This window comes from Myxococcus sp. CA005 (genome assembly GCF_006518205.1).
Classification (GTDB): Bacteria; Myxococcota; Myxococcia; order Myxococcales; family Myxococcaceae; genus Myxococcus; species Myxococcus xanthus.
Genome location: NZ_SRLV01000067.1, coordinates 26,086 through 48,338 on the forward strand (window position 1 = coordinate 26,086; position 22,253 = coordinate 48,338).

A 22,253-nucleotide genomic window follows, 5' to 3' on the forward strand; every position below is an offset into this window, starting at 1 on the left:
ACCCCCTACCTCACGAGGTCGTGCGTGCCTGGCGTCAATGCCAGCTGCCGCGCCCATCCTCTCCCGCGCTGTTGGACCTGTTCGAGCGTGGCTTTCAGGCGCTGTGGCGCCGTGGCCGTTCGGCCCTGGGGGAGGTCACCCTGGTGGTCATCCTGGAGCGGGTGCTCCAGCGGGTGGTCCAGGCCCATCCTCACTTGTCGGCGCTCGTCGTCACATCGGAGGGTCTTCGCTTCGAGGGGCTGCATCCGGTCGTGGCTGAATTCGACCCGGAACGGCTGGAGGAGTCGCTGGTGGTCCTGGTCGAGGAGTGGCTGCGCGTCCTCGGGGCGCTGACGGGCGAGGTCCTCTCCGCCGCGCTCCGTGAGGAGCTGCTGGCCGTGGAAGGGACGAGGCCCCCCCGATGAAGGCGCCGCGGAGCCCAGCGGGGGATGACTCCGCCCACCCGGACGTCCCAGCCTCCCGCCGGCGGCCCCGTCGCGCCTGGCGAAAGCGGGGGCAGGCCCACCGCCATCTGGCGCAGCTCCATGAGGTAGGCCAGCTGCTCTGCGCTTCCGAGGGTGTCGCGGCCAGCTTTCCCGCGCTGGTGGACCGCCTTTCCCGATGGCTGCCGGTCCGCGTCGCGCTTCTGCTGGAGGGGGTGGATGCGTCCGGAGTGCCCGTTCCGGAGCGGCCCTGCCTGATGGCGTGGCATTCGTCCGTGGGCATGGAGTCCCCTCCGTCCCAGGCCGTGGCGCATGCCGCCTCCGCGTACGCGTACCTCGTGGGCCTGGAGCGTGTGACGCTGCAAGGGCGTGACGTCATCGAGGGCGTGTTCAAGGCGGAACCGGCCCGGGTTCCCGGGGTGGTCACCCTGCCGCTGGTGGCGAAGGAAGGCGTCCTGGGCGTGCTCCACGTGGAGTCGGTGGGGCTGGGGGAGGACGGGCTGGTGCTGCTGGACGCGGTGGCGAACCTTCTGGCCGTGGCCCTGCCGAAGGAGCATGTCCTGCGCCGCGAAGTTCGCCGGCGTGAGCGCGCGGAGGCGCTGTTCTTTCAGGCCCAGGAGGCCGTGCGCTGGCGCGACGAGCTGCTCACCGTCGTCTCCCATGACATCAAGACGCCGCTGCTCGCGGTGCGGATGAACGCGGAGATGATTCTGAATGCGGGCACGGCGCCGGAGAAGGAACACCGCCGGCGCCGCTACCTGGAGAACATCGTCCTCGCCGAGCAGCAGATGAGCAGCCTCATCGGCAACCTGCTGGACCGGGCGCGTCTGCGCGGCATGCCCATTCCCCTGACGCTCCAGCCCCTTCCCGTGGACGCCTTGCTGGCGCAGTCGCTGGAGGTGCTCCGGCCGCTCGCGCTGGAGAAGGGGCAGGTCCTGACGGTGGCGCAGGCGCCCGAGCTGCCGCCGGTGCTCGCCGACCGCGAGCGAATCCTCCAGGTGCTGGCCAACCTGGTGAGCAACGCCATCAAGTTCACGCCCCCTGGCGGCGTCATTGAGGTACGGGCCCGCTTGGTGGAGGGGGCGAAGGTGTGCGTCTTCGTGAAGGACTCCGGGCCCGGCATCCCCGCCGAGGACGCACCGCACCTCTTCGAGCGCTTCTGGCGGGCCAGCCATTCACCGGGACGCGGCACGGGGCTGGGGCTGAGCATCGCCTGGAGTCTGGTGGCCGCGCACGGCGGGACGCTCAACGTGGAGAGCCACGAAGGGCAGGGGAGCACCTTCTCCTTCACCCTGCCCGTGGCCCTGCCCTGAGGCGCCGCGGCTACTTGTAGGGCAACACCGTGCCACCGCGGAAGGCGGAGTCGCGCAGCACGAGCCCTTCCTTGCAGAGCCGCGCCGTCTTGGGGCCCACGAAGAAGCCCTTGGGATCGCCCTTGCGGTACGTCTTCTTGATGTACTCCTCGACCTCGAGGAACAGGCTCCGGAACTTGTCGGGCGCCGCGTTCTTCCGGCCCGTCTGCGCGGTGATGTCCAGCTCCGCCCACATCTTGCCGCTGAGCAGCTCGCCCTCTTCGTTGGTGCGACAGCGCTCCATGAAGATGACGGGCGAGCGCACCTCGTCGATGCGCCAGTAGCCCTTGTCCGGGCCGCGCTTCACCTTGTCGACGATGGCCGCGCCCAGCTCGGAGGCCACCATGTAGAGGTCCTCCGGGGGCAGCCGCTCCAGGTTCTCCGTGTTCGCGCGGAAGGTCTCCCAATCCTGTGGGACGCGCCGGGGGTACACCTCCAGGACGAAGCGCTCCAGGAAGCGGAAGAAGGCGAGTTCGTCGTCGGGGGACATGAAGAACTGAATGACGTTGGCCATCGCGCAGCCCTCATACTCCCGAGTGCGTCTTTCGCGATAGTGCGGCGCGAAGCGGGCTATGAATCCGGGCATGGATACCTGGCTGCTGACCCGGATGCAGGAACTTCGCGACCTTCAGGGCCTCATCGGCCTGGCCACGTGGGACATGGAGACGTACCTGCCCTCCAAGGCCGGTCCCGCGCGCTCCCATCAGCTCTCCACCCTGCAGGGGCTGCACCACGAGCGCCTGGTGGACCCCCGGCTGGGGGAGGCCCTGGCCCAGGCCGCCTCGCAGGCGGACCTGTCCGACGACGCCCGGGCCATGGTGACGGTGCTGACGCGGGAGCGGGAGCGGGAGGTGCGCGTCCCCGCGCCGCTGGTGCGGGCGCTCGCGGGAGCCATCAGCGACGCCATCCAGGCCTGGCGGGAAGCCCGGCAGGCAAGGCGCTTCACCGTCTTCCAGCCCGCGCTCCAGCGCCTGCTGTCGCTGCGCCGGGAGCAGGCGGACGCGTATGGGCATGACGGGGAGCGTTATGACGCGCTGCTGGAAGGCCATGAGCCGGGCATGCGCGTGGCGCGCCTGACGCCGGTGCTGTCGGCGCTGCGCGAGCACCTCATCCCCATGGTGGGCAAGCTCACCGCGGTGAGCCGGCCGGTGGCGCCCTTCCTGATGGGCCGTCACTACGACAAGGACACGCAGTGGGCCTTCACCCTGCGGCTGTTGAAGGACATCGGGTTCGATTTGGAGGCGGGCCGGCAGGACCTGAGCATCCACCCCTTCACAGGGGGCACGCACCCGTTGGACGTGCGGCTCACCACGCACGTGGACACGGCCACGCCGTTCCCGTCCATCTTCAGCACCATCCACGAAGCCGGCCACGGCCTGTATGAGCAGGGCTTCGCTCCCGAGCTCTACCGCACCCCACTGGCCGCCGCGCCTTCCATGGGACTGCACGAGTCGCAGTCACGCCTGTGGGAGAACATGGTGGGCCGCGGCCTGCCGTTCTGGCGGCATTACTTCCCCGTGCTGCGCGCCGCCTTCCCGGAGGCGCTGTCCGGCACCGACCTGGAGACCTTCCACGCCGCGGTGAATGCGGTGGGGCCGTCGCTCATCCGCATCGAGTCGGACGAGGTGACGTACAATCTGCACATCGCGCTGCGCTACGAGCTGGAGCTGCTCCTGGTGCGCGACGAGCTGCCGGTGGAGGACCTGCCCGCCGCGTGGAACGCACGCATGGAAAAGTACCTGGGCATCACGCCGCCGGACGACACGCAGGGCGTGCTCCAGGACATCCACTGGGCCTGGGGCGAGCTGGGCTACTTCCCCACGTATTCGCTGGGCAACCTGTACGCCGCGTCGCTCTACCGCGCCGCGAAGCGCGACCTGCCGGAGTTGGAGGCGCACCTGGGCCGGGGGGAGTTGCTGCCCCTGCGTGACTGGCTGCGCACACATGTGCACCAGCATGGCTTCCGCCACTCCGCGGAGGAGCGCGTGAAGCAGGTGACGGGGCAGGGGCTCACCGACACGGACTTCCTGGCGTACCTGAAGGAGAAGTACGGCGCGCTCTACGGTGTCTCGCTTTGAGAGGCTGATAGCGCGTGCGTCAGTCAGGAGGTGGCATTCATGCCGCCTCGTGCCTGGGCTGTCTGTTCTGTGATAGCTGAGGAGCAACACGGCAAAGGGGGACGCAAATCAAACCTGGAAAAATCATGCTGCTGGGCTGGGGCGCGGGTGCCATCGGCGTGGGCGCCTACATCTTCTTGTCCCCGTACCTGTCGCCACCCGCGGAGCCAGGGAACATCTCGAGTCCGACGCTGGCGAAGCTGCTCAATGAGAGCATCGACGCGGCCATCGAGAGGATGAATCCCACGCATTCCCCTGGGCTGATTCCGGAAGCGGCGGCCAATTCGCGGGCGTTCTTGAAGGAAGTCTCGGAGGTGGTGGCTCGGTGCAGCAAGGGGCGTTTCGAGCCGGGCCAGAAGTACAACAAGCTGGAGTATCACCTGCTCCGTACCGACGGTGTCCGCTACGAGCGCATCTACACGGGCATTCGGTGCCACGAGGCGACGCTCATCTACCGGGCCGTCTTCAAGGATGGGCGTGTCGCCGAGGCCTTCACGGACGGGCGTGAGCGTCAGTATCCGGTCGGCCAGGTTCGTGGCGCGGTGGGCGAGTTCGGGAAGAAGGTGACCTGGTCGGACAGGGATTACCACCCGGCGCGCTACTACGTTCCGCCACCTGCGCAGCCGACTCAGGCGGACATCGCGAAGCAGTGGGAGTAGTCCGGAATGGGCACACCCTGCGTTCCCGCTCTTGCCGGAGCGGGCCGTGGCGTCGCCGTTTCAGTGCCCGCCGCCGTTCGAAGCGACTGTAGCGGCGGGAGGAGCGATGGCTCAGGGGAGTTCCTACTGCAGACAGACGTGTGCCAGGGGGCGTGACGCGAATCGCATTCATGGAGTTGCGCGGGCAATGTCCGCAGTGGCCTTGCATCAATGAATGCATGAGGTCGTCGTGACCCATTGCTAATGCGTGGCACGCTTTCTTGCGTCCCAGCGCATCGGCGGTCGCCGCGAATTCAATGGGTGTGTCAGGCTTTGCAGGGGCTGCCGTCATTGCGTGACCGTGGGCTCGGGAGTTCCGAGTCCACGTTTGCAACGCATTGCGTGGGAGTCGCACTTGTCGTATTGGGCCCGCGCGGAGGGGGAACATTCATGAGAATTCTGAGTCGAGTTGGGCTGATGTGGGCGGCCTGCGCGCTGGTGGCGGCTTGCAACAGCGAGGGATCGTCCGAGAACGCAGGTGAAACCGAGTCCGTCCGAATGGAAATCTCCCTGGCGGGGGATGTCTGCGGCGTCGTGTCCGCCGATGCCGTTGTTTCCGGCCTGGGCATGCCTGTCATCGGGCCTGTTCCGCTTCACGTGGACGGCACGGCCATCCGGGGGCAGGTGTCCGAGGTGCCTGCGGGAGCCGGTCGGGCAGTGCGTGTGATTGCGTATAACGCGTCCATGCTGGAGGTGTACGCGGGCAGCGCTGTGGTCGACGTCGTGGCCGGCGAGGTGGTTTCGGCGGGCCTCGTGCTGCAGCGCAACCCGGTCAACTGCCCGGGCACGACCAATGGTGGCATCGACATCACGGGCGAACTGGAGACCGGTGAGCCCACTCCGGATGGTGGCAGTGATGGCGGCGTGGACCCGGATGCGGGCGTCGTGCTGGGCGGGGCCGAGTTCGCCTTCTCCTACCAGGACGCGACGCTGACGCACGATGGCGTCATCCACTTCCTGGACGGCAACGCGAATCGTATCCGTCGACTCGACCTGACGACCCGGAGCTTCCTGTCCGCCTACGTCGGGACGGGTGATGCGACATCGATGGCGGTCGCTTCGGACGGTCAGACCGCATACCTGGCCTACACGGGAGGGCGTATCGACGCCTTCACTTCGACGGAGGGGGGCACGGCCCGCTTCTTCGCCGCGGCGCCTGCGTCGGTGTCGCGCATGGTGGTGGCGGACCGATACCTGTTTACCATTGATGGCTCCGGGGCTTGGGGTACGCATGCGCTTTATCAGCGGGCCACGGGCGCTCGGGTCGCGGCGGCGGACTGGAGGAACAGTGCGGTGAGCCTGCTGTTCTCGGAGGCGAACAACACCATCTACTTCGCCGACAGCGGCGTCTCGCCACAGGATCTGAACCGGGTGCAGGTGGACATGGAGGCGGGCACGCTGGGCGCTGAAATCGACTCGCCCTACCATGGTGCCTACAACCTGAGGGCGCCGCTGCGGCTGTGGCCGGATGGCTCCGCGGTCGTGACGGGGAGTGGCCTCCTCTTCAACACGGCGGACCTGACGTACCGCACCAGCATCGGCCTGTCGTTCGTGGACATCGCCTTCCACGGTGAGCGCCTCTACCTCATCGACACCGTGGGAGACAGGACGCAGCTGCGGGTGCTCAACCACCGGTTCGACATCCTCTCGGCGGCGTACTACCCGGGCGCGGCCCAGCGGGTCTTCGTTCACAACGGCCAACTGGTGCTGCTCACCTCGACGGGGAGCAATGGGTTCCAGGCGCGCCTGCTGGACCTGTAGTTCCGGTGTCATCTTGAGTGCTGGTGCGTGATGCCGGGGCGCGGAAGGAGTGACTCTCCTCCCGCGCCCCGTCGTTCATGGCGCTGGCCGCGTACCGATTCCGGGAGGCATCGGTGGTGTCGTCGCCCGTCATGCTGGAACTCGAGACACCGTTGGGGATCTCGACAGCACGCTCCAAGCGCGAGGGTACGAGGCGCCGGCGCCCCTGGCCGCGACGGACGAGGAGCAGGACCGGCTCGCGAGCGCCATCGTCCTGCAAAGCTCCGCGTTCGATTTGAAGGAGCGCAACCACACGGATGCGTATTCACTGCTCCAGGAGTCCCTGGTGCGGTTGGAGCAGGCGGCGGGAGCGCAGGACCCATACCTGGTGCCGCAGCTCGTGGAGCTGGCCCGCCTCCACGTCCAACATGACGCTCCCGAAGCGGCGCGGCGCATGCTCCAGCGCGCCATCGACATCGTCCAGGCTCAGCCGGGCCACGAGCCGCAACAGGTCGACGCGCTCAACGAGATGCTGTCTGAGATTCCCGTCCCGCAGGCGGCGTGAGCGGCCCTACCGCGGGCCCCACGCTGGTGCTCAGTCCGCACCTGCGCTTCTGACTCAGGCGAACAGCAGGGGCCTGCACGCGCGGGCCAATTGCAGCGCGTCCCGCGCGAGCGTGTACGAATCGCGGTCCTCTGCGTCCAGCCACGCGGTCCGGGCTACCAGGTTGGCCAGGTCGAAGCACAGGCTCGCGGTGCGCCGGGCGAGCCGGCTCTCCTTCTGGAGCGCGCGTGCATTCAGTTCGCACAGTTCAGCACACTGTCGAAGCAGGCGTACCACCTCGCCGGACAGCGGCTCCCCTCGGGCGACCCGGCGGGCCATGCCCTCTTCGCAGGAAACCTGACACTGGAGGCTCGCGGCGATGCACCGGGACACATCCGCGTGCGCACCACCGATTCTGGCTGCCAGCATCGAGACCTCCTCCATCCAGAGCGACGACAAAGTTATGCACGAGGCGTCTGACGGCAACCTGAAGTGGGGGGCCCCGCGGTACGTGCTAATCGATGGGACATGCCCAAGTTCACCCTCGTTCCTCCCGAAATCGAGGCGTACGCGGACGCTCACACCACGGCACCCGCGCCCCTCTTCGATGAACTCCGTGATGTCACGTATGCGCGGATGTCCTCCCCCAACATGCAGGTCGGGTCCGTTGAAGGCACCTTCCTGCGCATGCTGGTCGCGTTGACCGGTGCGCGGCGGGTGTTGGAAATCGGGACCTTCACCGGGTACTCAGCGCTGATGATGGCGGAAGCGCTCCCGGATGATGGGGCGCTCATTACCTGCGACATCGACCCCGAGGCCACCGACGTGGCGCGCGCTTTCTTCCTGCGCAGTCCGCATGGACGGAAAATCGACCTGCGCATGGGGCCGGCGCTGGACACCCTGAAAACGCTCCAGGGGCCATTCGACCTGGCGTTCATCGACGCGGACAAGCCGAGCTACGCCGCCTACTGGGACGCGGTGTTGCCGCTGCTGCGGCCGGGCGGGCTCATCATCGCGGACAACGTGCTGTGGTCGGGCCGGGTGCTCCAGCCGGAGGGCCCCAGTGACCATGCGATTGTCGACTTCAACGCGAAGGTGGCGGCGGACCCTCGCGTGGAGCACGTGCTGCTCACGGTGCGTGACGGGATGATGCTCGCGCGCAAGCGCTGACGTCAGTAGCGGCGCAGGAAGCGTTCCAAGCCGGGGCGCAGGGCTTCGCGCTGGGCGATGCACAGGTCCACGCGTTCCAGCGCCTGCGCCAGGGCGCGCTCACCCCCTTCGAAGGTGGGCGCGTAGGGCGCGAAGAAGTCCGCGAACCGCGCGCGGTGTTCGGCGTCGCAGAAGAATCCGCCGGTGCCCAGCAGCCAGGGCGCGATGTCCCGCGGCAGCCGCTCCCGGAGCGTCTCGAAGTGCTCGCGCAGGAAGTCGAACGCACCCGCGCGGGTGGGCTGCTCCTCCAACTGCCGGAAGAGGATGGGCAGGGCCTCACGCGTGTCCACGTCCGGCGCCAGCAGCAGGGCCCGGCTGGCGCTGGCGAGCGCGGCATCCTGGAAGCCTCCCAGGGCGGTGAAGAGCAGGTCGCGCTCGCGGCTCTCCGTGGTGGTGCGCAGGGCTTCGAGCATGCGCTGGTGGAGGACGGCATCCCCCGAGGCCGCAGCGGCGCCCAGCACGCCCTGCGCCGCGTCCATGGACAGGGAGCGCCGGTCGTCCAGCCAGCGCAGCGCGAGCTTCCCGGCCTCCGTTCGCAGGAGGACGTCCTCGCCTGACTGGGCCACCATCCACACCAGCCGGGGCCGCAGCATGCGCACGTCGTCGCTTTCGCCCGGGCGCGGAACGAAGCCCAACTGGCGAGCCTGACCGCCAAAGAGGCCACGGACGAAGCGCGCGCGGTTTGGCCACGCGGCTCGCGGGACGAAGTCATCCCGCACGCTGGCGACCAGGGCCGCCGCGCCCATGACGAGGTCCGGGTCGTCCGCTCGCAGCAGGCGCGTGGCCAGTGTCAGGGCCTGGGCCACGTCCAGCTCGCCACTGGCCACCAGGGCCTCGGCGTCATCCAGCAGGACGCGGCGCTCGGCGATGCTGAGCCCCCGGCCCCCCTGCCGCGTCAGCCGCTCCATCGCATCACCGCGCAGCAGCGCGTGGTAGTAGCCGCGGCCTTCCGCGTTGGGGTGGACCCAGTCCGGGCAGGACTTCGCGCCATCCAGGGACAGCGTGCCCGTGGACTCCGAGAGCACCGTGCAGGCGCGGCCCTCCGTGCCCCCGGCGGCGTAGCGCACGCACACCGGCACCTGCCACGCCTGTTCTTCCCCGCGTCCGCCCGGCGAGCCCAGAGGGAGATAGCGCCGCTGCTCCAGGGTCAGCCGGGGCGGTCCCTCCTTGGGGCACTCCAGCGTCATGGCGACGCGCGGCGCGCCTGGCTGGTCCAGGAAGGAGGAGAAGGCGGGCGCCACGTCCTTGCCGGTGGCTTGGGTGAGGGCTTCGAAGAAGTCCGCGGTGGTGGCGGTGCCCCTCGCGTGGGTGTCCAGGTAGTGCCGCACGCCTTGCTGGAAGGCGTCGGGGCCCACCCAGGACTCGAACATGGCCAGCACCGCGGCGCCCTTGTTGTAGGTGATGCCGTCGAAGGCGGAGTGGACGTCTCCCGGCGCTTCGATGGGCTGCCGGACACTGCGCGCGCTGACGAGCCGGTCCTCCACCAGGGCATCACCTCGCGCTTCCACGCGGCGCACGTCACCGCGCCATTCGGGCTTCCACTGCGTCACGACTTTGTAGGCGAGCCAGTCCGCGAAGGACTCGTTGAGCCAGAGGTCGTCCCACCACGCGGGCGTCACGAGGTTGCCGAACCACTGATGCGCGAGCTCGTGCGCCTGCGTCAGCGCGAAGTAGCGCTGGCGCCACAGGGAGTCCCCCTCCACGGGGCCCAGCATGAGCGGGGCGCTGAAGGTGATGAGGCCGGGGTGCTCCATGGCGCCCCCTTGCGTGCCGGGCAGGGCCAGCACGTCCAGCTTCGCGTAGGGGTAGGACGTGCCGAACCACGTCTCCAAGTGCTCCAGCAGCGGGGGCGTGGCCTGCGCGGCCCAGGCCGCTTCCGCGGCGCGGCCCTGCGGCACCAGCATCCGCACCGGCACGCGGTGTTGGCCCGCGACGCCCGCGTCCACGGCTTGAAAGGGGCCCACCGCGAAGGCGACCAGGTACGAGGGCAGCGGGGGCGTTGTCTGGAAGCGCACCGTCTTCCATCCATCCGGGCCGTGCGTCTCGGCCTCCACCGGTGAATTGGCGAAGGCGCCGTCCTCCTCGCGCACGCGCAGGGTGAGCCGCCAGGGAATCTTGAAGGCGGGCTCGTCGAAGCAGGGGAAGGCGCGCCGAGCGGCCAGCGGCTGGAACTGGGTCATCGTGTACCAGCGCCCCGCGTCCTGTTCGCGGTAGACGCCTGAGCTCTCCCGGGCACGCGCCCGGCCCGTGTACGCCACGCGCAGGATGACGGTGCCGGGGCCCACCGCCTCACGCGGGAGGAAGACGAGCATGTCGCCGATGGGCAGCGTGGACGTCTTGACCCGCGCGCCCGCCACGATGAAGGCCGCGTCCTTCACGGAGAGCTCCTCCCCGTGCAGCCACACCTCGTGCGTGGCCTGGGGCAGCTCGATTTCGATGTCCGTCGTCCCGCTGAACATCTTCCGCCGCGGGTCCAGCTCCAGCGTCACCGTCTGCCGCACGGGCCGCACGGCCGGAGACAGCCGCAGTCCCGGCGGGGTGAGGACGGGGGCCTCCTTCTCGGGCGTCACGGCCTGCGTGACGGGGCGAGCGGGGGCAGACCGAGTGGGAGCGGGCTGGGGCCGCGAGCCCGCACAGGCGCCGAGGCAGAGGACGAGCAGCGGATAGATGAAGTGTCGGCACCGCACCGGGAGCATCTCCATCCGCGGCAGGAAGGGGCGCGCGGGCGGACATTCTCCATGACTGGCGCCAGGGCCGCGAGCAGGTCGCGGCCCCACCTTCACTTCAGGCGTTGAGGACGGGGTAGGCGGCCAGCAGCTCCACGAGCGCGGGGCCGTACAGCCGCACCCGCTTCTCCCCCAAGTAGGGCACCTGCGTCAGCGCCTCCACGTCCTTCGGGGGCTGCGAGGCCAGCGCGTCCATCAGCGGATTGGTCAGCACCACGCTGGGCGTCACCTTGCGCTCGGTGGCCTTCTCCACGCGGAAGGTCTTGAGGGCCTCCTCGCGCTTGCGCTTGTTGGTGTCCTTGGGGCCCTTGGGTTCGCGCTCCGGCGCCAGTTCGCCCCGGCGCGACTTCTCCAACAGTTCGCGCACCACGGCCAGGAGCTCCTCCCCGTGCGAGCGGATGAAGGAGCCCCGCACGCCGGCCATGCGCGCCAACTCCTTGGGGTTGGTGGGCAGCTTCACCGCGATGTCACCCAACGCCATGTTGGAGAGCATCCGCCCCATAGGGACGTTGTCCTTCTCCGCCCACTCCAGCCGCTTGCGGTGCAGGGCGTGGGCAATGGCGTGGGCCAGCGTCATCTGCGTGGGATTCAGCCCGGCGCGGGGCAGCTTGGGCTTGAAGTCCGCGCCCACGTCGGGGCGCGCCGCGGCCTCGTCGCACAGGCGGACGCAGTCCAGGAGGACCTCCTCCAGGATGTCGGCCTCGCGGCAGGCGTCGCGGACCTGGCGGCCCAGCTCGCACAGGTAGCGCACGTCATTGGCGATGTACTCCCGCATGCCCGGGGGCAGGGGGCGGATGGAGAAGTCCGACTGTTGGTGCTCCTTCGGCAGCTCCACGCCCAGCCGTTCCCGGGCGAGGTCGGCCAGGCCCACCTTGGGCCACCCCAGCAGGGTGGCCGCCCGGTGGGTGTCGAAGAGGCCCTGCACTCGGACTCCCACCTCGGCGAGGAACTGGAGGTCGCCCTGGGCGGCGTGGAAGAACTTGGTGCGCGCCGGGTCGGCCATCAGCGGGGCGAGCATGCCCGGCACCACGCCCGGTTGGAGCGTGTCCAACAGGAAGACCTGGTCGTCGGTGGCGAGCTGGAGGAAGCACAGCCGGGCGCGGAAGGCGTGCATCGAATCCGCCTCCAGGTCCACGGCGATTTCGCGCGCGGCTTCCAGCGTGCGGGTCGCGCTCTCTTCTCCTGAGGCATCTACTACGTCAACGGCACCTTGCGGGTAGGTCGGCATTGCGGGAGGCAGGCTAGCGGACCGGGCCTTGGGATTGAGGTGTTTTTTCCCGGGCCGCCGCTAGGATGGCCGCGCCGATGAACGACGTCCAGCGCCTGGAAAAGAGTCTGCTTGGCCACATGGGCCGAGCCATCGCGGACCACCGCCTCATTGAGGACGGGGACCGCATCATGGTGGGCGTGTCCGGAGGCAAGGACTCCTACACGATGCTGCACCTCCTGCGGGAGCTCCAGCGTCGCGCACCCGTGAAGTTCGAGCTGCTGGCGGTGAACCTGGACCAGGGCCACCCCGGCTTCCCAGCGGACAAGCTGGAGGCGTACTTCCAGCGTGAGGGCTACCCGTACAAGCTGTTGAAGGAGGACACCTACAGCATCGTCCTGGAGAAGACGCCTCCGGGGAAGACGCAGTGCTCGGTGTGCTCGCGCATGCGGCGCGGCATCCTCTATACGGCGGCGGTGGAGCTGGGGTGCACCAAGATTGCCCTGGGCCACCACCGCGACGACCTCATCCACACGCTGCTGCTCAACCTCTTCTTCGCCGGCTCCATCAAGGCGATGCCGCCCCTCTTGCGCAGCGACGATGGGCGCAACGTGGTCATCCGCCCGCTGTGCTACGCGCCGGAGAAGGACATCGCGAAGTTCGCGGAGTTGATGGCCTTCCCCATCATCCCGTGTGACTTGTGCGGCACGCAGGAGAACCTCCAGCGCAAGCGGATGCAGCGGCTGATGGAGGAGCTGGGCAAGGAGATTCCCAACGTCCGCCAGAGCGTCCTCAACGCCATGGCGAACGTGCGGCCGAGTCACCTGCTGGACAAGACGCTCAACCCCGACCCGCTGCACGCCAGCGAGGAAGGGGCCACGACGACCGAACCGAAGGACACGCAAGGGAGCGCCAGCCCATGGCTCGAGAGCAGGCAGTGAAGGCGCGGAACGACCGCAACGGCGCACTGGTGGAGGCGATGCTGCTGGCCGCGATGGCCGACGGGCGCGTCTCGCAGCGGGAGATGCAGACGCTCCTCAGCCGCGTGCTGGAGCGCCCGGAGTTCGAGGGCACCCGCCCGGATGAGCTCAACGCCCTGGTGGAGACCAGCGCCGCGCGGTTGTCGGAGGCGAAGAATCTGGATGACGTGCTCGCGTCGCTGCGGCGCCGGCTGCCGGACCATAAGAACCGGATGCTGGCCTTCGGGCTGGCGGCGGCGGTGGCCCTGGCGGACCAGCGTGCCACGCGGGACGAGCTGGGCCTGCTCAAGACGTTCCAGGCCGCGCTGGGCATCTCCGAGGACGAGGTGGCGCAAATCATCGACGTCATCGAGAACGGCGGCAGCCTGGCGGAGGCGCTGGGCGAGCCGCTGGAGCGGCTGTTCGCGGAGGTCATGGTGCTGGTGAGCGCCGCGGACGGGAAGCTCCAGGAGGCCGAGGCCCGGGCGCTGGTGGAGAGCTTCGCGGCGGACCCCCTCTTCGAGAACGTCAGCCCCGAGCGCGCCCAGAGCTTCGTCAGCGAGTCCGTGACGGCCCTGGCCGCCGAGGGCCTGCCCCAGCGACTCCATGTGCTGGCCCACGGCCTGACGACGCACGCCCAGCGGGTGAAGGCCTTCCGGCTGGCCATCAAGATTGCCCACGCGGGGGGCGCCCCGAGCCATCCCGAGCAGCGAATCCTGGATATGCTCCAGGCCACCTTCGGCCTGGCTGACGATGAAGTGGCGCGACTGAGCAGGGAGGGGTAGTTAGGGGGTCGTATGACCCTGCAAGCCCCCTCGACGCCCCGGCATTCCTTCCGGTTCGGGCTGCCCCCCTCCCTGGGCAGCGAGTCGGCGCGAGAGCGCGCGGACCGCCTGGCGTCGTTCCTCCAGCGCGCGCTGGGCAAGCTGGTGGAGGTGAGCGTCGCGTCCAGCTACGAGACGCTCGCCAAGGATTTGCTCTCTGGCCGCGCGGACGCGGCCTGGGCCCCGCCCTTCGTCTGCGCGCGCATGGAAGCCATGGGCGTGCGCGTGGTGGTGCGCGGCGTGCGCCGGGGCATGTCGTCCTACCGGTCCGCCCTGGTGTGCCGGGCGGGCGCGGGGCTGACGGTGGAGCGGCTGAAGGGCACCACCGCCACATGGGTGGACCGGGATTCGGTGGCGGGCTACCTGCTGCCCACCGCCTACCTCAAGACGCAGGGCCTGGAGCCGACGCGGGCCTTCTTCGCGCAGCACTTCGCGGGCTCGTACCAGGGCGCGCTGGAGTCGGTGCTGGACGGCAAGGCGGACGTCACCAGCGTCTTTTGCCCGCCGGCGTCCACGGGGCTGACGTTCGCCACCGGCGTGGAGGACGTGCTGGGCGCGGGCGCCGGCCGGCGCTTCGAGCTGATTGCGTACACCGACGAGGCCCCCAACGACGGTGTCCCGGTGGCCATGGGGCTGCAGCCGCAGTTGGTGAGCTCGCTGGAGTCCACGCTGCTGAGCCTCCAGACGTCGCCGGATGGGCAGGCGCTGCTGAAGGACATCTTCAACGCGGAGCGCTTCGAATCCGCGCCGCGCATGGGCTACCGCGCGCTGTACCGCGTGGCGCTGGCCAGCCTGTAGCCGCGCCGCCAGGCGTCATCGTTTCGTGCCGCTCATCCCGTGCGCGTTGGGGCAGGATGCGCGCATGTCCGAATCCAAGCGCTACGAGGGTGGTTGCCACTGTGGTCTGGTCCGTTACGACGTGAGCCTGGACCTGAGCCAGCCGCTGGTGTCCTGTAACTGTTCCATCTGTCTCAAGACGGGCATGTTGTTGGGCTTCGCCCCCGCGGAGCAGTTCAACCTCCAGAAGGGGGCCGAGCACATCACCGACTACCAGTTCGGCAAGAAGTCCATTCACCACCTGTTCTGTGACACCTGCGGGGTCCGCTCCTTCGGCAAAGGCACGATGCCGGACGGCAAGGAGATGCGCGCCATCAACGTCCGCTGCCTGGACGGCATCGAACTGGACGGCCTGCCGGTGATGAAGGTGGACGGAAAGAATCTCTAGGCCGCGGGCTACTTGCCGCCGTCGCCCTGTCCGCCGGGGCCCTTCGGTGGAGGCCGCTTCGCTGGGGCGGGTTTCGCACCCGGCGCGGCGGCCGGTGGACGGGCCGGGGCGGCGGGCCGCGCCTGACCGGCGTTCACGGGCGACGTCGCGGGGGAGGAGCCACCGCTGGCGCGCGCCGGAGGCCTGGGGGACTGGGCCCTCGCCGCCTGACGCAGGTCGAAGTTGATGACGGTGGGCTCGGTGGCGAAGCGGTCCTCTTCCAGCTCCTCCGCGTACATGTCCCGCATGAAGGCCGCCAGGTGCGCCGTCGTCGCGTGCAGCTTCTCCGTGAGGAGGAACTCCTCCAACGCGAGCTGCAGCTCACCGGCCGTGGAGAAGCGCTCGTCCCGCTTGCGCGCCAGCGCCTTGAAGACGATGGCGTCCAGCGCCTTGGGAATCTCCGGCACCACCTCCGACGGAGGGACAATCTTCGTTCCCACCACCGCCTTGAGCGTGGCCAGCTCCGTCTCACGCTTGAAGAGGCGCTGCTGTGTCAGCAACTCGTAGAAAACCGTCCCCAGGCCGAACACGTCCGAGCGCGAGTCCAGCGGCTCACCCCGGGCCTGCTCCGGGGACATGTACGCGTGCTTGCCCTTGATGGTGCCGACAATCGTCTGGGACAGCTTCCCGGACGCCTTGGCCACGCCGAAGTCGATGAGCTTCACGCCGCCGTTGAAGCCCACCAGCACGTTCTGCGGGGACACATCCCGGTGGATCAACGCCAGCTTCCGGCCCGAAGGGCTGCGCGCGTTGTGGGCCGCGTCCAGGCCCGCGGCGGCGTCCGCGATGATGCGGCACTTGAGCCCCAGCGGGATGGTGATGCCGTGCTGCTGGGCCCGGGCGCCCAGGGGCCCCACGGCCTCGCCATGCACGTACTCCATGGCGATGAAGTACTGCCCGTCCACGTCTCCCAAGTCGTAGATTTGCGCGATGTTGGGGTGGTTGAGGTGCGCGGCGATGCGCCCCTCGTCCAGGAACATGTCGATGAACTCGTCGTCCTCGGACAGGTGGGGCAGGAGCCGCTTCACCACCAGCAGCTTCTGGAACCCCACCGGCCCCTTCTGCCGGGCGAGGTAGACGGCGCCCATGCCGCCGATGGCGAGTTTCCGAAGCAGCTCGTAGCGGCCGAATGTTTCCACGACGTCCGCCACGATAGCCGCGCCGGGTGGGAACACGGAAGTCCACGGTGCATCATTTCCTGTAACACCGCGACTTCCCTGTCTTGGCCGGGGTGACCCGGACCTCCCTGCCGGGCCTACGGGACCGCGCAGAGGCTGCGGTAGCGGACCTCCACCGACTGGCCGGCCAAGGGGACGGCCCCGGGCTGGAAGACGATGGCGTTCTGCTCCGCGTCGTAGACCCACTGCGTCGCGGGCACCGGCTGGCCCTGGACGCGCACGGCCATCTCCCCCAGGCCCGTGGGCGCCGCGGTGAGCGGGAAGTCCGCCTGCGGCTCCCCGGCACCCTGGATGACCTGGTCCAGCAGCCCGTCGTAGTTCTGTCCGCAGATGTTGGCCACCTGTCCCCCCGTGCCGTGGGCCACGGCGGTGAAGCGGGCCGAGCCACTGCCCGCGGTCGCGCAGCCGGCGTCGGTGGGCACCAGTCCGTAGAGCCGGCTGCGGTGGGACATGCCCGTCCCCTTCAGCGTCTGGAGGAACTGGATGTAGCTCTCCGGACCGAAGCCGGAGTTGTCGTCCTCGTCGGCCAGGACCACCACCGCCATGCGGGCCGCCGCGCGGACGAAGCCGGAGTTGCCGTCATTGGCCTGCGGGGTGCGCGGGTCATCCATCTGCTCGGACAGGGGCGCGGAGAGTGCCTGGCGCATCGTCTCCAGGCCCTGCACCAGGTTGTGGCACATGCCCACGCCCAGGTTGGCCTGGATGTCCGCGGCCGCGGTGGCGCTGGAGCTGGACACCACGCGAGGCCGGCTGCCATCCACCGGGAAGAGGCGCCCGGCCTCGCCGCCGTTGGCGCCGCCGCCGCACTGCGGGCCCCGGGCCACCAGGCCCGTGCTGGTGACACCCACGCGCACGTCCACGCCGTTCGTCTGGGCCGCCTGCAGCCACTGCGGAATCGCCTCCTTCAGCCGGTCCTGGTACTGCTGCATGGTGGTGGTGTTGGACACCACGAAGAGGACGTCCAGTTGGCTGTCGGTGCCCTGCGTGTAGCGGTCCACCTGGATGCCCTCGTGGTTCGTCTCCGCCAGCAGCGGCACGAGCAAGGGTGAAGGCTCATTGGGTGTGCGCAGGTACAGCGGGCTGAAGTGCTGGCCGTGCACGTTGCGCGCGTAGCCGATCTCCAGCTCGAAGCCCGCGCCCGGCCCCAGCGTGACGGGCGCCGTCATGGGCATCACCAGCGAGAACTGGTGGCTGGTGCCGTTGCCGATGTCCGCGCCCGTCACCGTGACGGGGCTGCTGCACCGGTTGGCCACGTACGTCTTCCGGGGCGCCGCAGCGCAGTCGTAGCGGATGGGGCCGAAGTCCACGAAGGATGGCGACGCCACCAGGCAGCTCTGCCGGGACACGCCCTTGAGGGGCAGGCGCACCATGGGCGCGGCCGGGTTGCTCACCGTCAACTGCAACTCGCCGGTGAAGTCACCCTCCGCCTGCGGCCGGAAGGCCACCATGGCGCTGAAGCCCGAGTCGTACGGCACCACGCCGCCCGTGAGCCGGCCGCCCGGCATGAAGAAGACGCCGCCGCCGTTGTTGCTGATGTGGATGTTCTTCACGGCGCACTCGGCGCTGCCCGGGTTGCGGAAGTAGAAGCCCTGCACCGCGCCCCGGCCTGGCGTCACGTTGCCGAAGTCCATCACCGGCTGCGGCGTCAACTCGTACACGCACGGCGCGGTGGCGCGCGAGCGGCCAGTGAGGATGATTTCGCGCTCCGGGTTGAACAGGTCATCCGAGCGCACGCGCAGCGCGGCCGTCCACGTGCCCACTGAGGTGGGCTCGAAGTAGACCTTCAGCTCCAGCGCGTCGGTGCCAGGGGCAATGGGCAGCCCGGGCGTCGCCTCCAGCACGGGCCAGACGCCGCCGCTCCACGGATAGGCCTCGGTGCCGCGCGTGGGCACGTCCACGCTGAACTGCGGACTGTCGCCGCCCGCCGCCACGCCGAGGAACTGGAGGGGGCCGTTGGTGCCCGCGTTGGAGATGCGGATGACGCGCTCCACCTTGCCGCCCACCGGCACCTCGCCGAAGTCCAGCGACACCGGCGTCACCGCCAGCGTGGGCCGGCCGCCGCGCGCGTCCAGAATCACCTGCGAATTGCGCGCCTTGTCGGACGTGTAGTGCACCGTGAGGTCGCCCACGTTGGGACCGGAGTAGCGCGCCGCGAACTCCATCTGCATCTCGACGACTTCGCCCGGGGCGACGGAGGAGCCCTCCGGCCGGGAGAGCGGCACGAAGGCATGGTCGCTGGTCACCAGCCGCTCGATGGTGACGGGGCGCCAGGTGATGTTGCGCGCGCGTGTGTACGACTGCGTGCGCTCATGCACGGGAATCAAGTCGAAGGGGACGGGCGCCGGGTCGAACACGAAGGCCGAGGCCACCGAGTTGCCCTTCAGCTCCACGGTGGCCGGCGTGCAGCCCTCACAGGAGAGAATCTCCAGGCGCGCGCCCATGTTCCCCAGCGCGCGGGGCAGGTACCTGGTGCTCACCTTGCGCGACGACAGTGGGGGGATGGTGATGGTGTCCGCGGCGAAGGGGTCCGGGTGCGTGCCCGCCACCGTCAGCGTCAGCGGCAGGTCCACGGGATTCGTCACCGTGACCTCCAGCGTGCGCTCGCTGTCCACCTCGAGCGTCTCGTAGTCCAGGAAGGGCGGCTCCACGCCGATGGGGGTGGGCGTGCCCACGCCCATCGCCTGCACCTGGGCTTCCGCGCCTTGGTTGGCGTCCGTCTTGACGTGCACCGTCTCCGTCGCCAGGCCTTCGGTGAGCGGGTGGAAGCGGACGTGCACCACGTGGGACTCGCCCGGCAGCACCCGTTCGGCGCCTTCGCCCAGCTCCACTTCATAGGAGGGGTTGTTGGCCAGACCCAGCGCGTCCAGGGCGGAGAAGGGCACGTACCCGACGTTGCGGATGCGGACCTTCCGCTCGCGCCACTCGCCCACGGGCACATCGCCAAAGTCGAGGAGGTCCGTGTCCACCACCGCGGTGGCCTGCACCGCGCGGGTCTCCTTCCCCTCGTGGCACGCCGTCCCGATGGTTACGAGCAACGCCAGTGTGAGTCCACGCCCTGTCAGCCCCATCCTCATTGCCCGCTCCCCACCCTTCTCCCCACACCCACCAGCCCGTGCCCGGTGAGTGATCCGCCCCTTGCTCCTCCATCAATTTACGTACCAGCCCAGGGAGCGAGGGGGAGTCTCCCTGATTTCAGGAGGTTGGCGTGATGTGGGTGTCATCAGGTTGGCAAAGAGGAAGGGCGATGCTCTGGAGGGTGAAAGACTTTCCCGTCCTTCTGGCGGTGAGGAAGTGTGGGTGACTGTCAGCGGATGAGGCGAATGAGCGCCTCCGCGACCATTTTGGGCTGCTCCATGTGGACGTGGTGTCCGCCGGGGAGGTGCAGCGGTGGATGGGCGAGGGTTTGGAGCGCCTGCGTACGGTTGCGCATGAGGGCTTCATCGTGGCGCAGCCCGCCGGTGGCGAGGATGAGCTGCAGCGGGCAGGTGACGCCGGCCTGGAGCGCCATCCACTGGGCCTCGTCATAACCCATGCCGAAGCGGCGGCGGTGGCGCGGGTCGAAGGTGAAGGCGAAGCCGCCCTCGTAGGGCTCCGTCCCGTGCCGGGCGAGGTACAGCGCCGCGTCCTGCGTCAGCGTGGGGCTGTTCTCCAGCAGCCGTGCCGCGGCGGCTTCCACGGTGGGGTAGCGCTTGCGGTTGGGCGGGCGGCGCGCGTCATCCAGTGCGCTGCGCAGCCGGCCCAGGGCCCCTTCCGCGGGCCCGCCAGCGGGGCCCAGGCTTTCGATGAGCGTCACGCTCTTCACGCGCCCTGGACGGGCGGCGGCGTAGGCCTGTGAGACGATGCCGCCCAGCGAGTGCCCCACCAGGTGCACCGCGTCCAGGCCCAGCCCGTCCAGCGTGGCCTCTACGTCGAGCGCGTAGTCGCTGAACTGGTAGGTGGCGCCGGGACCCACGTGGGCGCTGCGGCCCATGCCCCGAAAGTCGAGCAGCACCAGCCGCCACGTTTGGGGCAGGTGCGGGATGAGGGCATCGAAGCTGTGGGAATGGTCCAGCCAGCCATGCAGGAAAAGCACAGCGGGCGCGTCGGGCGCGGGGCGCTGCCGGACATTCAGCGCCAGGCCTTCGGCATCAACAGAGAGGGATTCGAGCGCGTCGGACACGGGAGCCTCCTGCCCCGTGCCTTACCCGGTTCACGCGCCCGGGAGAACCGTCATCCACGCCCGGACGCGGCGCGCGTTCAGCGGGGTCCAGCGGGTTGTCGCGGCGGCCCACCCGTGTCGGGCCGAGAGAGAATCATCGCGAGCTGGCGCGCCTGATTCTCGGTGGCGCAGCGGTACTCCTGCTGCTTGCCGTTGTCCTTCTCGATACGGAGAACCCAGACATCGTTTTCCTTCGTAACATTCGCCTGCTGGGACATGTGGCGGTTCCTCCCCGCCGCGGGGAAGAGCATGTTTCATGCCGCACAGGAGAGCGGCCTCAAAGGCCCGAATTTCCGGCACTGCGCCGCTCCGCCTCTGGAGCGGGGTGACAAAAATTGTGCACAGTTGCGACAATTTTGGCCAGAAAGCCTCGCATAGATTGCGTAGTGCCCCAGGGCGGGTCTGCCTTTACCCTGTTACAACCCGAGGTGTCAGGTGTCCTGGGCGTCAGGCCATTCCCAGGCGGAGCGGTAGCCGCCGTGGGTCTGGGTCCCCTCGACGAAGCGGGCATAGAAGGGGTGCCCGCTGAGCGTGGCGGAGTCGCCCACGACGAAGAGGTGACGGCGTGCGCGGGTGAGGGCCACGTTCATGCGGCGCAGGTCGGTGAGGAAGCCGAGCTGCCCCTCACTGTTGGAGCGGGTGAGGGAGACGATGATGGCGTCCTTCTCCCGGCCCTGGAACGCGTCGACGGTGTCGACCTCCACCTCGGGGCTGAGCGCCTCGATGCGCTCGCGGAGCTGATGGGCCTGGGCGCTGTAGGGCGTAATCACCGCCAGCTCGCGGGGGGCCAGTCCGGCGGCGAGCAGGGCGCGCACGCGGGCTTCCACCAGTCCAGCCTCGCCGGGGTTGAAGAGGCTTCGCGTGGTGGGCTCGACTTCTTCGTCGAAGCCCTTGCCCGCGGTGTCCAGGTAGAGCACGGGGGGCGCATCCACGTCCGCGCCAGGCGTGAGGACGGCGTCCAGCGTGCGGTCCGCGATGGAGGGGTGGGCGCGAAGCTCGCCGCCGTACATCTCCCTTGAGGGGAAATCCATGATGCGCGCGTTCATCCGGTACTGCTCGCGCAGCATGCGTTTGACGCCCTCTCCATGGTCCTTGAGCAAGCGCTCGAAGAGGCTCACGCCCAGGCCGGCCTTCGCGGCCTCCTGGGAGAGGACGGTGGGCGGTAGCTGCTGCGGGTCGCCAGCGAGGATGACGCGGGGGGCGCGCAGGAAGCCCAGCAGCGCCAGGGGCTCGGTTGCCTGGGTGGCTTCATCAAGCAGCGCCAGGTCGAACTGCTGTCCAGAGAGCACGCCGGAGTCGAGGCTGGAGAGCGTCACGCAGATGACATCCGCGTTGGCGAGCACGGACTTCACGGCCTTGCGCTCCAGGGCGCGGGCCTCGTCGAGCATGCCCTTGGCTTCCGTGGTGGACGCGCGGGCGTTGGCGAAGCGCTCGCGGCTGCGGCCTTGGTTGCGCTGGCGGCGCGCGTAGCCCAGCAGGGAGAAGGCCTCGTCGAAGAGGTCGCGGGAGACGGCGCGGTCCGGGTGGGACTCCACGACGATGTCCAGGGTGTGTTCCTGGAGCCGGGCGGCCACGCGGGCGGGGTGGCCCACGCGGATGGCGCGCAGGCCCTTGTCCAGGCACAGGTCCAACAGGTGGTCCACGGCGGCGTTGCTGGCGGCGGTGCAGAGCAGGCGCTTGCCGTCCGCCACGGCCTGGGCGGCGACCTCGGCCAGCACGGTGGACTTGCCGGTGCCCGGAGGGCCGTGGACCAGGAAGAAGTCCTCGGCGGCGAGCGCGCGGGCGGTGGCGTCCTGCTGTTCGGGGTTGAGGGGG

Annotated in this window: 20 protein-coding genes; 11 read left to right on the top strand and 9 right to left on the bottom strand. The window is 69.3% G+C overall.

Features of this window, described 5'->3' with window-relative positions:
- Positions 1-20: 20 nt before the first annotated feature.
- Positions 21-404: a hypothetical protein gene (locus tag FMQ63_RS25865; RefSeq protein WP_225909497.1), complete on the top strand. Its 384-nt coding sequence runs from the start codon at positions 21-23 to the stop codon at positions 402-404.
- Complete coding sequence (locus tag FMQ63_RS25870; RefSeq protein ID WP_011555939.1) at positions 401-1,735, top strand: cell wall metabolism sensor histidine kinase WalK; 1,335 nt, start codon at positions 401-403, stop codon at positions 1,733-1,735. Before FMQ63_RS25865 ends, FMQ63_RS25870 begins: the two co-directional genes overlap by 4 nt.
- A gap of 10 nt (positions 1,736-1,745) precedes the next feature.
- Here the strand turns inward: FMQ63_RS25870 and FMQ63_RS25875 are convergent, their stop codons facing one another.
- Positions 1,746-2,288: a hypothetical protein gene (locus FMQ63_RS25875; RefSeq protein WP_026114254.1), complete on the bottom strand. Its 543-nt coding sequence runs from the start codon at positions 2,286-2,288 to the stop codon at positions 1,746-1,748.
- Between the two features lie 70 nt (positions 2,289-2,358).
- Here FMQ63_RS25875 and FMQ63_RS25880 point away from each other — a divergent pair, with 70 nt between their 5' ends.
- From FMQ63_RS25880 to FMQ63_RS25895, 4 genes are all read left to right on the top strand, one after another.
- Positions 2,359-3,852: a carboxypeptidase M32 gene (locus FMQ63_RS25880; RefSeq protein WP_225909496.1), complete on the top strand. Its 1,494-nt coding sequence runs from the start codon at positions 2,359-2,361 to the stop codon at positions 3,850-3,852.
- A gap of 125 nt (positions 3,853-3,977) precedes the next feature.
- Positions 3,978-4,550: a hypothetical protein gene (locus FMQ63_RS25885; protein WP_011555936.1), complete on the top strand. Its 573-nt coding sequence runs from the start codon at positions 3,978-3,980 to the stop codon at positions 4,548-4,550.
- 537 nt (positions 4,551-5,087) lie between these two features.
- Positions 5,088-6,350: a hypothetical protein gene (locus tag FMQ63_RS25890; RefSeq protein ID WP_225909495.1), complete on the top strand. Its 1,263-nt coding sequence runs from the start codon at positions 5,088-5,090 to the stop codon at positions 6,348-6,350.
- A 49-nt stretch (positions 6,351-6,399) separates the two neighbouring features.
- The gene (locus FMQ63_RS25895) at positions 6,400-6,894 is read left to right on the top strand and encodes a tetratricopeptide repeat protein (protein ID WP_011555934.1); all 495 of its coding nucleotides are present in this window, start codon (positions 6,400-6,402) and stop codon (positions 6,892-6,894) included.
- A gap of 54 nt (positions 6,895-6,948) precedes the next feature.
- Here FMQ63_RS25895 and FMQ63_RS25900 read toward each other — a convergent pair whose 3' ends face one another.
- Positions 6,949-7,302 carry a hypothetical protein gene (locus tag FMQ63_RS25900; RefSeq protein WP_225888113.1) on the bottom strand — a complete coding sequence of 118 codons (354 nt, stop codon included), beginning with the start codon at positions 7,300-7,302 and terminating at the stop codon, positions 6,949-6,951.
- Between the two features lie 99 nt (positions 7,303-7,401).
- Here FMQ63_RS25900 and FMQ63_RS25905 point away from each other — a divergent pair, with 99 nt between their 5' ends.
- Positions 7,402-8,043 (top strand): O-methyltransferase, encoded by a 642-nt coding sequence (locus FMQ63_RS25905; protein WP_011555932.1) that lies wholly within the window; start codon positions 7,402-7,404, stop codon positions 8,041-8,043.
- Positions 8,044-8,045: 2 nt separating this feature from the next.
- On the opposite strand, the gene FMQ63_RS25910 is transcribed toward FMQ63_RS25905, so the two are convergent.
- The gene (locus FMQ63_RS25910; protein WP_228556494.1) at positions 8,046-10,652 is read right to left on the bottom strand and encodes a M1 family metallopeptidase; all 2,607 of its coding nucleotides are present in this window, start codon (positions 10,650-10,652) and stop codon (positions 8,046-8,048) included.
- Positions 10,653-10,866: 214 nt separating this feature from the next.
- Positions 10,867-12,036 carry a ribonuclease D gene (locus FMQ63_RS25915; protein ID WP_011555930.1) on the bottom strand — a complete coding sequence of 390 codons (1,170 nt, stop codon included), beginning with the start codon at positions 12,034-12,036 and terminating at the stop codon, positions 10,867-10,869.
- Positions 12,037-12,101: 65 nt separating this feature from the next.
- Here FMQ63_RS25915 and ttcA point away from each other — a divergent pair, with 65 nt between their 5' ends.
- From ttcA to FMQ63_RS25935, 4 genes are all read left to right on the top strand, one after another.
- Positions 12,102-12,956, top strand: a complete 855-nt coding sequence (ttcA, locus tag FMQ63_RS25920; protein ID WP_011555929.1) for a tRNA 2-thiocytidine(32) synthetase TtcA — start codon at positions 12,102-12,104, stop codon at positions 12,954-12,956.
- Positions 12,935-13,759 carry a TerB family tellurite resistance protein gene (locus FMQ63_RS25925; protein ID WP_011555928.1) on the top strand — a complete coding sequence of 275 codons (825 nt, stop codon included), beginning with the start codon at positions 12,935-12,937 and terminating at the stop codon, positions 13,757-13,759. Before ttcA ends, FMQ63_RS25925 begins: the two co-directional genes overlap by 22 nt.
- A gap of 12 nt (positions 13,760-13,771) precedes the next feature.
- On the top strand, positions 13,772-14,596 hold the full coding sequence (locus tag FMQ63_RS25930; protein ID WP_011555927.1) for a phosphate/phosphite/phosphonate ABC transporter substrate-binding protein: 825 nt from the start codon (positions 13,772-13,774) through the stop codon (positions 14,594-14,596).
- 64 nt (positions 14,597-14,660) lie between these two features.
- Positions 14,661-15,023, top strand: coding sequence for a GFA family protein (locus FMQ63_RS25935; RefSeq protein ID WP_026114253.1), 363 nt, complete (start codon positions 14,661-14,663; stop codon positions 15,021-15,023).
- An 8-nt stretch (positions 15,024-15,031) separates the two neighbouring features.
- Here FMQ63_RS25935 and FMQ63_RS25940 read toward each other — a convergent pair whose 3' ends face one another.
- The 5 genes from FMQ63_RS25940 to FMQ63_RS25960 form a co-directional block, all read right to left on the bottom strand.
- Positions 15,032-16,237, bottom strand: coding sequence for a serine/threonine-protein kinase (locus FMQ63_RS25940; RefSeq protein WP_011555925.1), 1,206 nt, complete (start codon positions 16,235-16,237; stop codon positions 15,032-15,034).
- Positions 16,238-16,317: 80 nt separating this feature from the next.
- Complete coding sequence (locus FMQ63_RS25945; protein ID WP_011555924.1) at positions 16,318-19,314, bottom strand: choice-of-anchor D domain-containing protein; 2,997 nt, start codon at positions 19,312-19,314, stop codon at positions 16,318-16,320.
- A gap of 230 nt (positions 19,315-19,544) precedes the next feature.
- Complete coding sequence (locus tag FMQ63_RS25950) at positions 19,545-20,399, bottom strand: alpha/beta fold hydrolase (protein WP_011555923.1); 855 nt, start codon at positions 20,397-20,399, stop codon at positions 19,545-19,547.
- A 77-nt stretch (positions 20,400-20,476) separates the two neighbouring features.
- Positions 20,477-20,656: a hypothetical protein gene (locus FMQ63_RS25955; protein WP_225888111.1), complete on the bottom strand. Its 180-nt coding sequence runs from the start codon at positions 20,654-20,656 to the stop codon at positions 20,477-20,479.
- Between the two features lie 213 nt (positions 20,657-20,869).
- On the bottom strand, positions 20,870-22,253 hold a 1,384-nt coding region (locus FMQ63_RS25960; protein ID WP_141276759.1), incomplete at its 5' end, for an AAA domain-containing protein.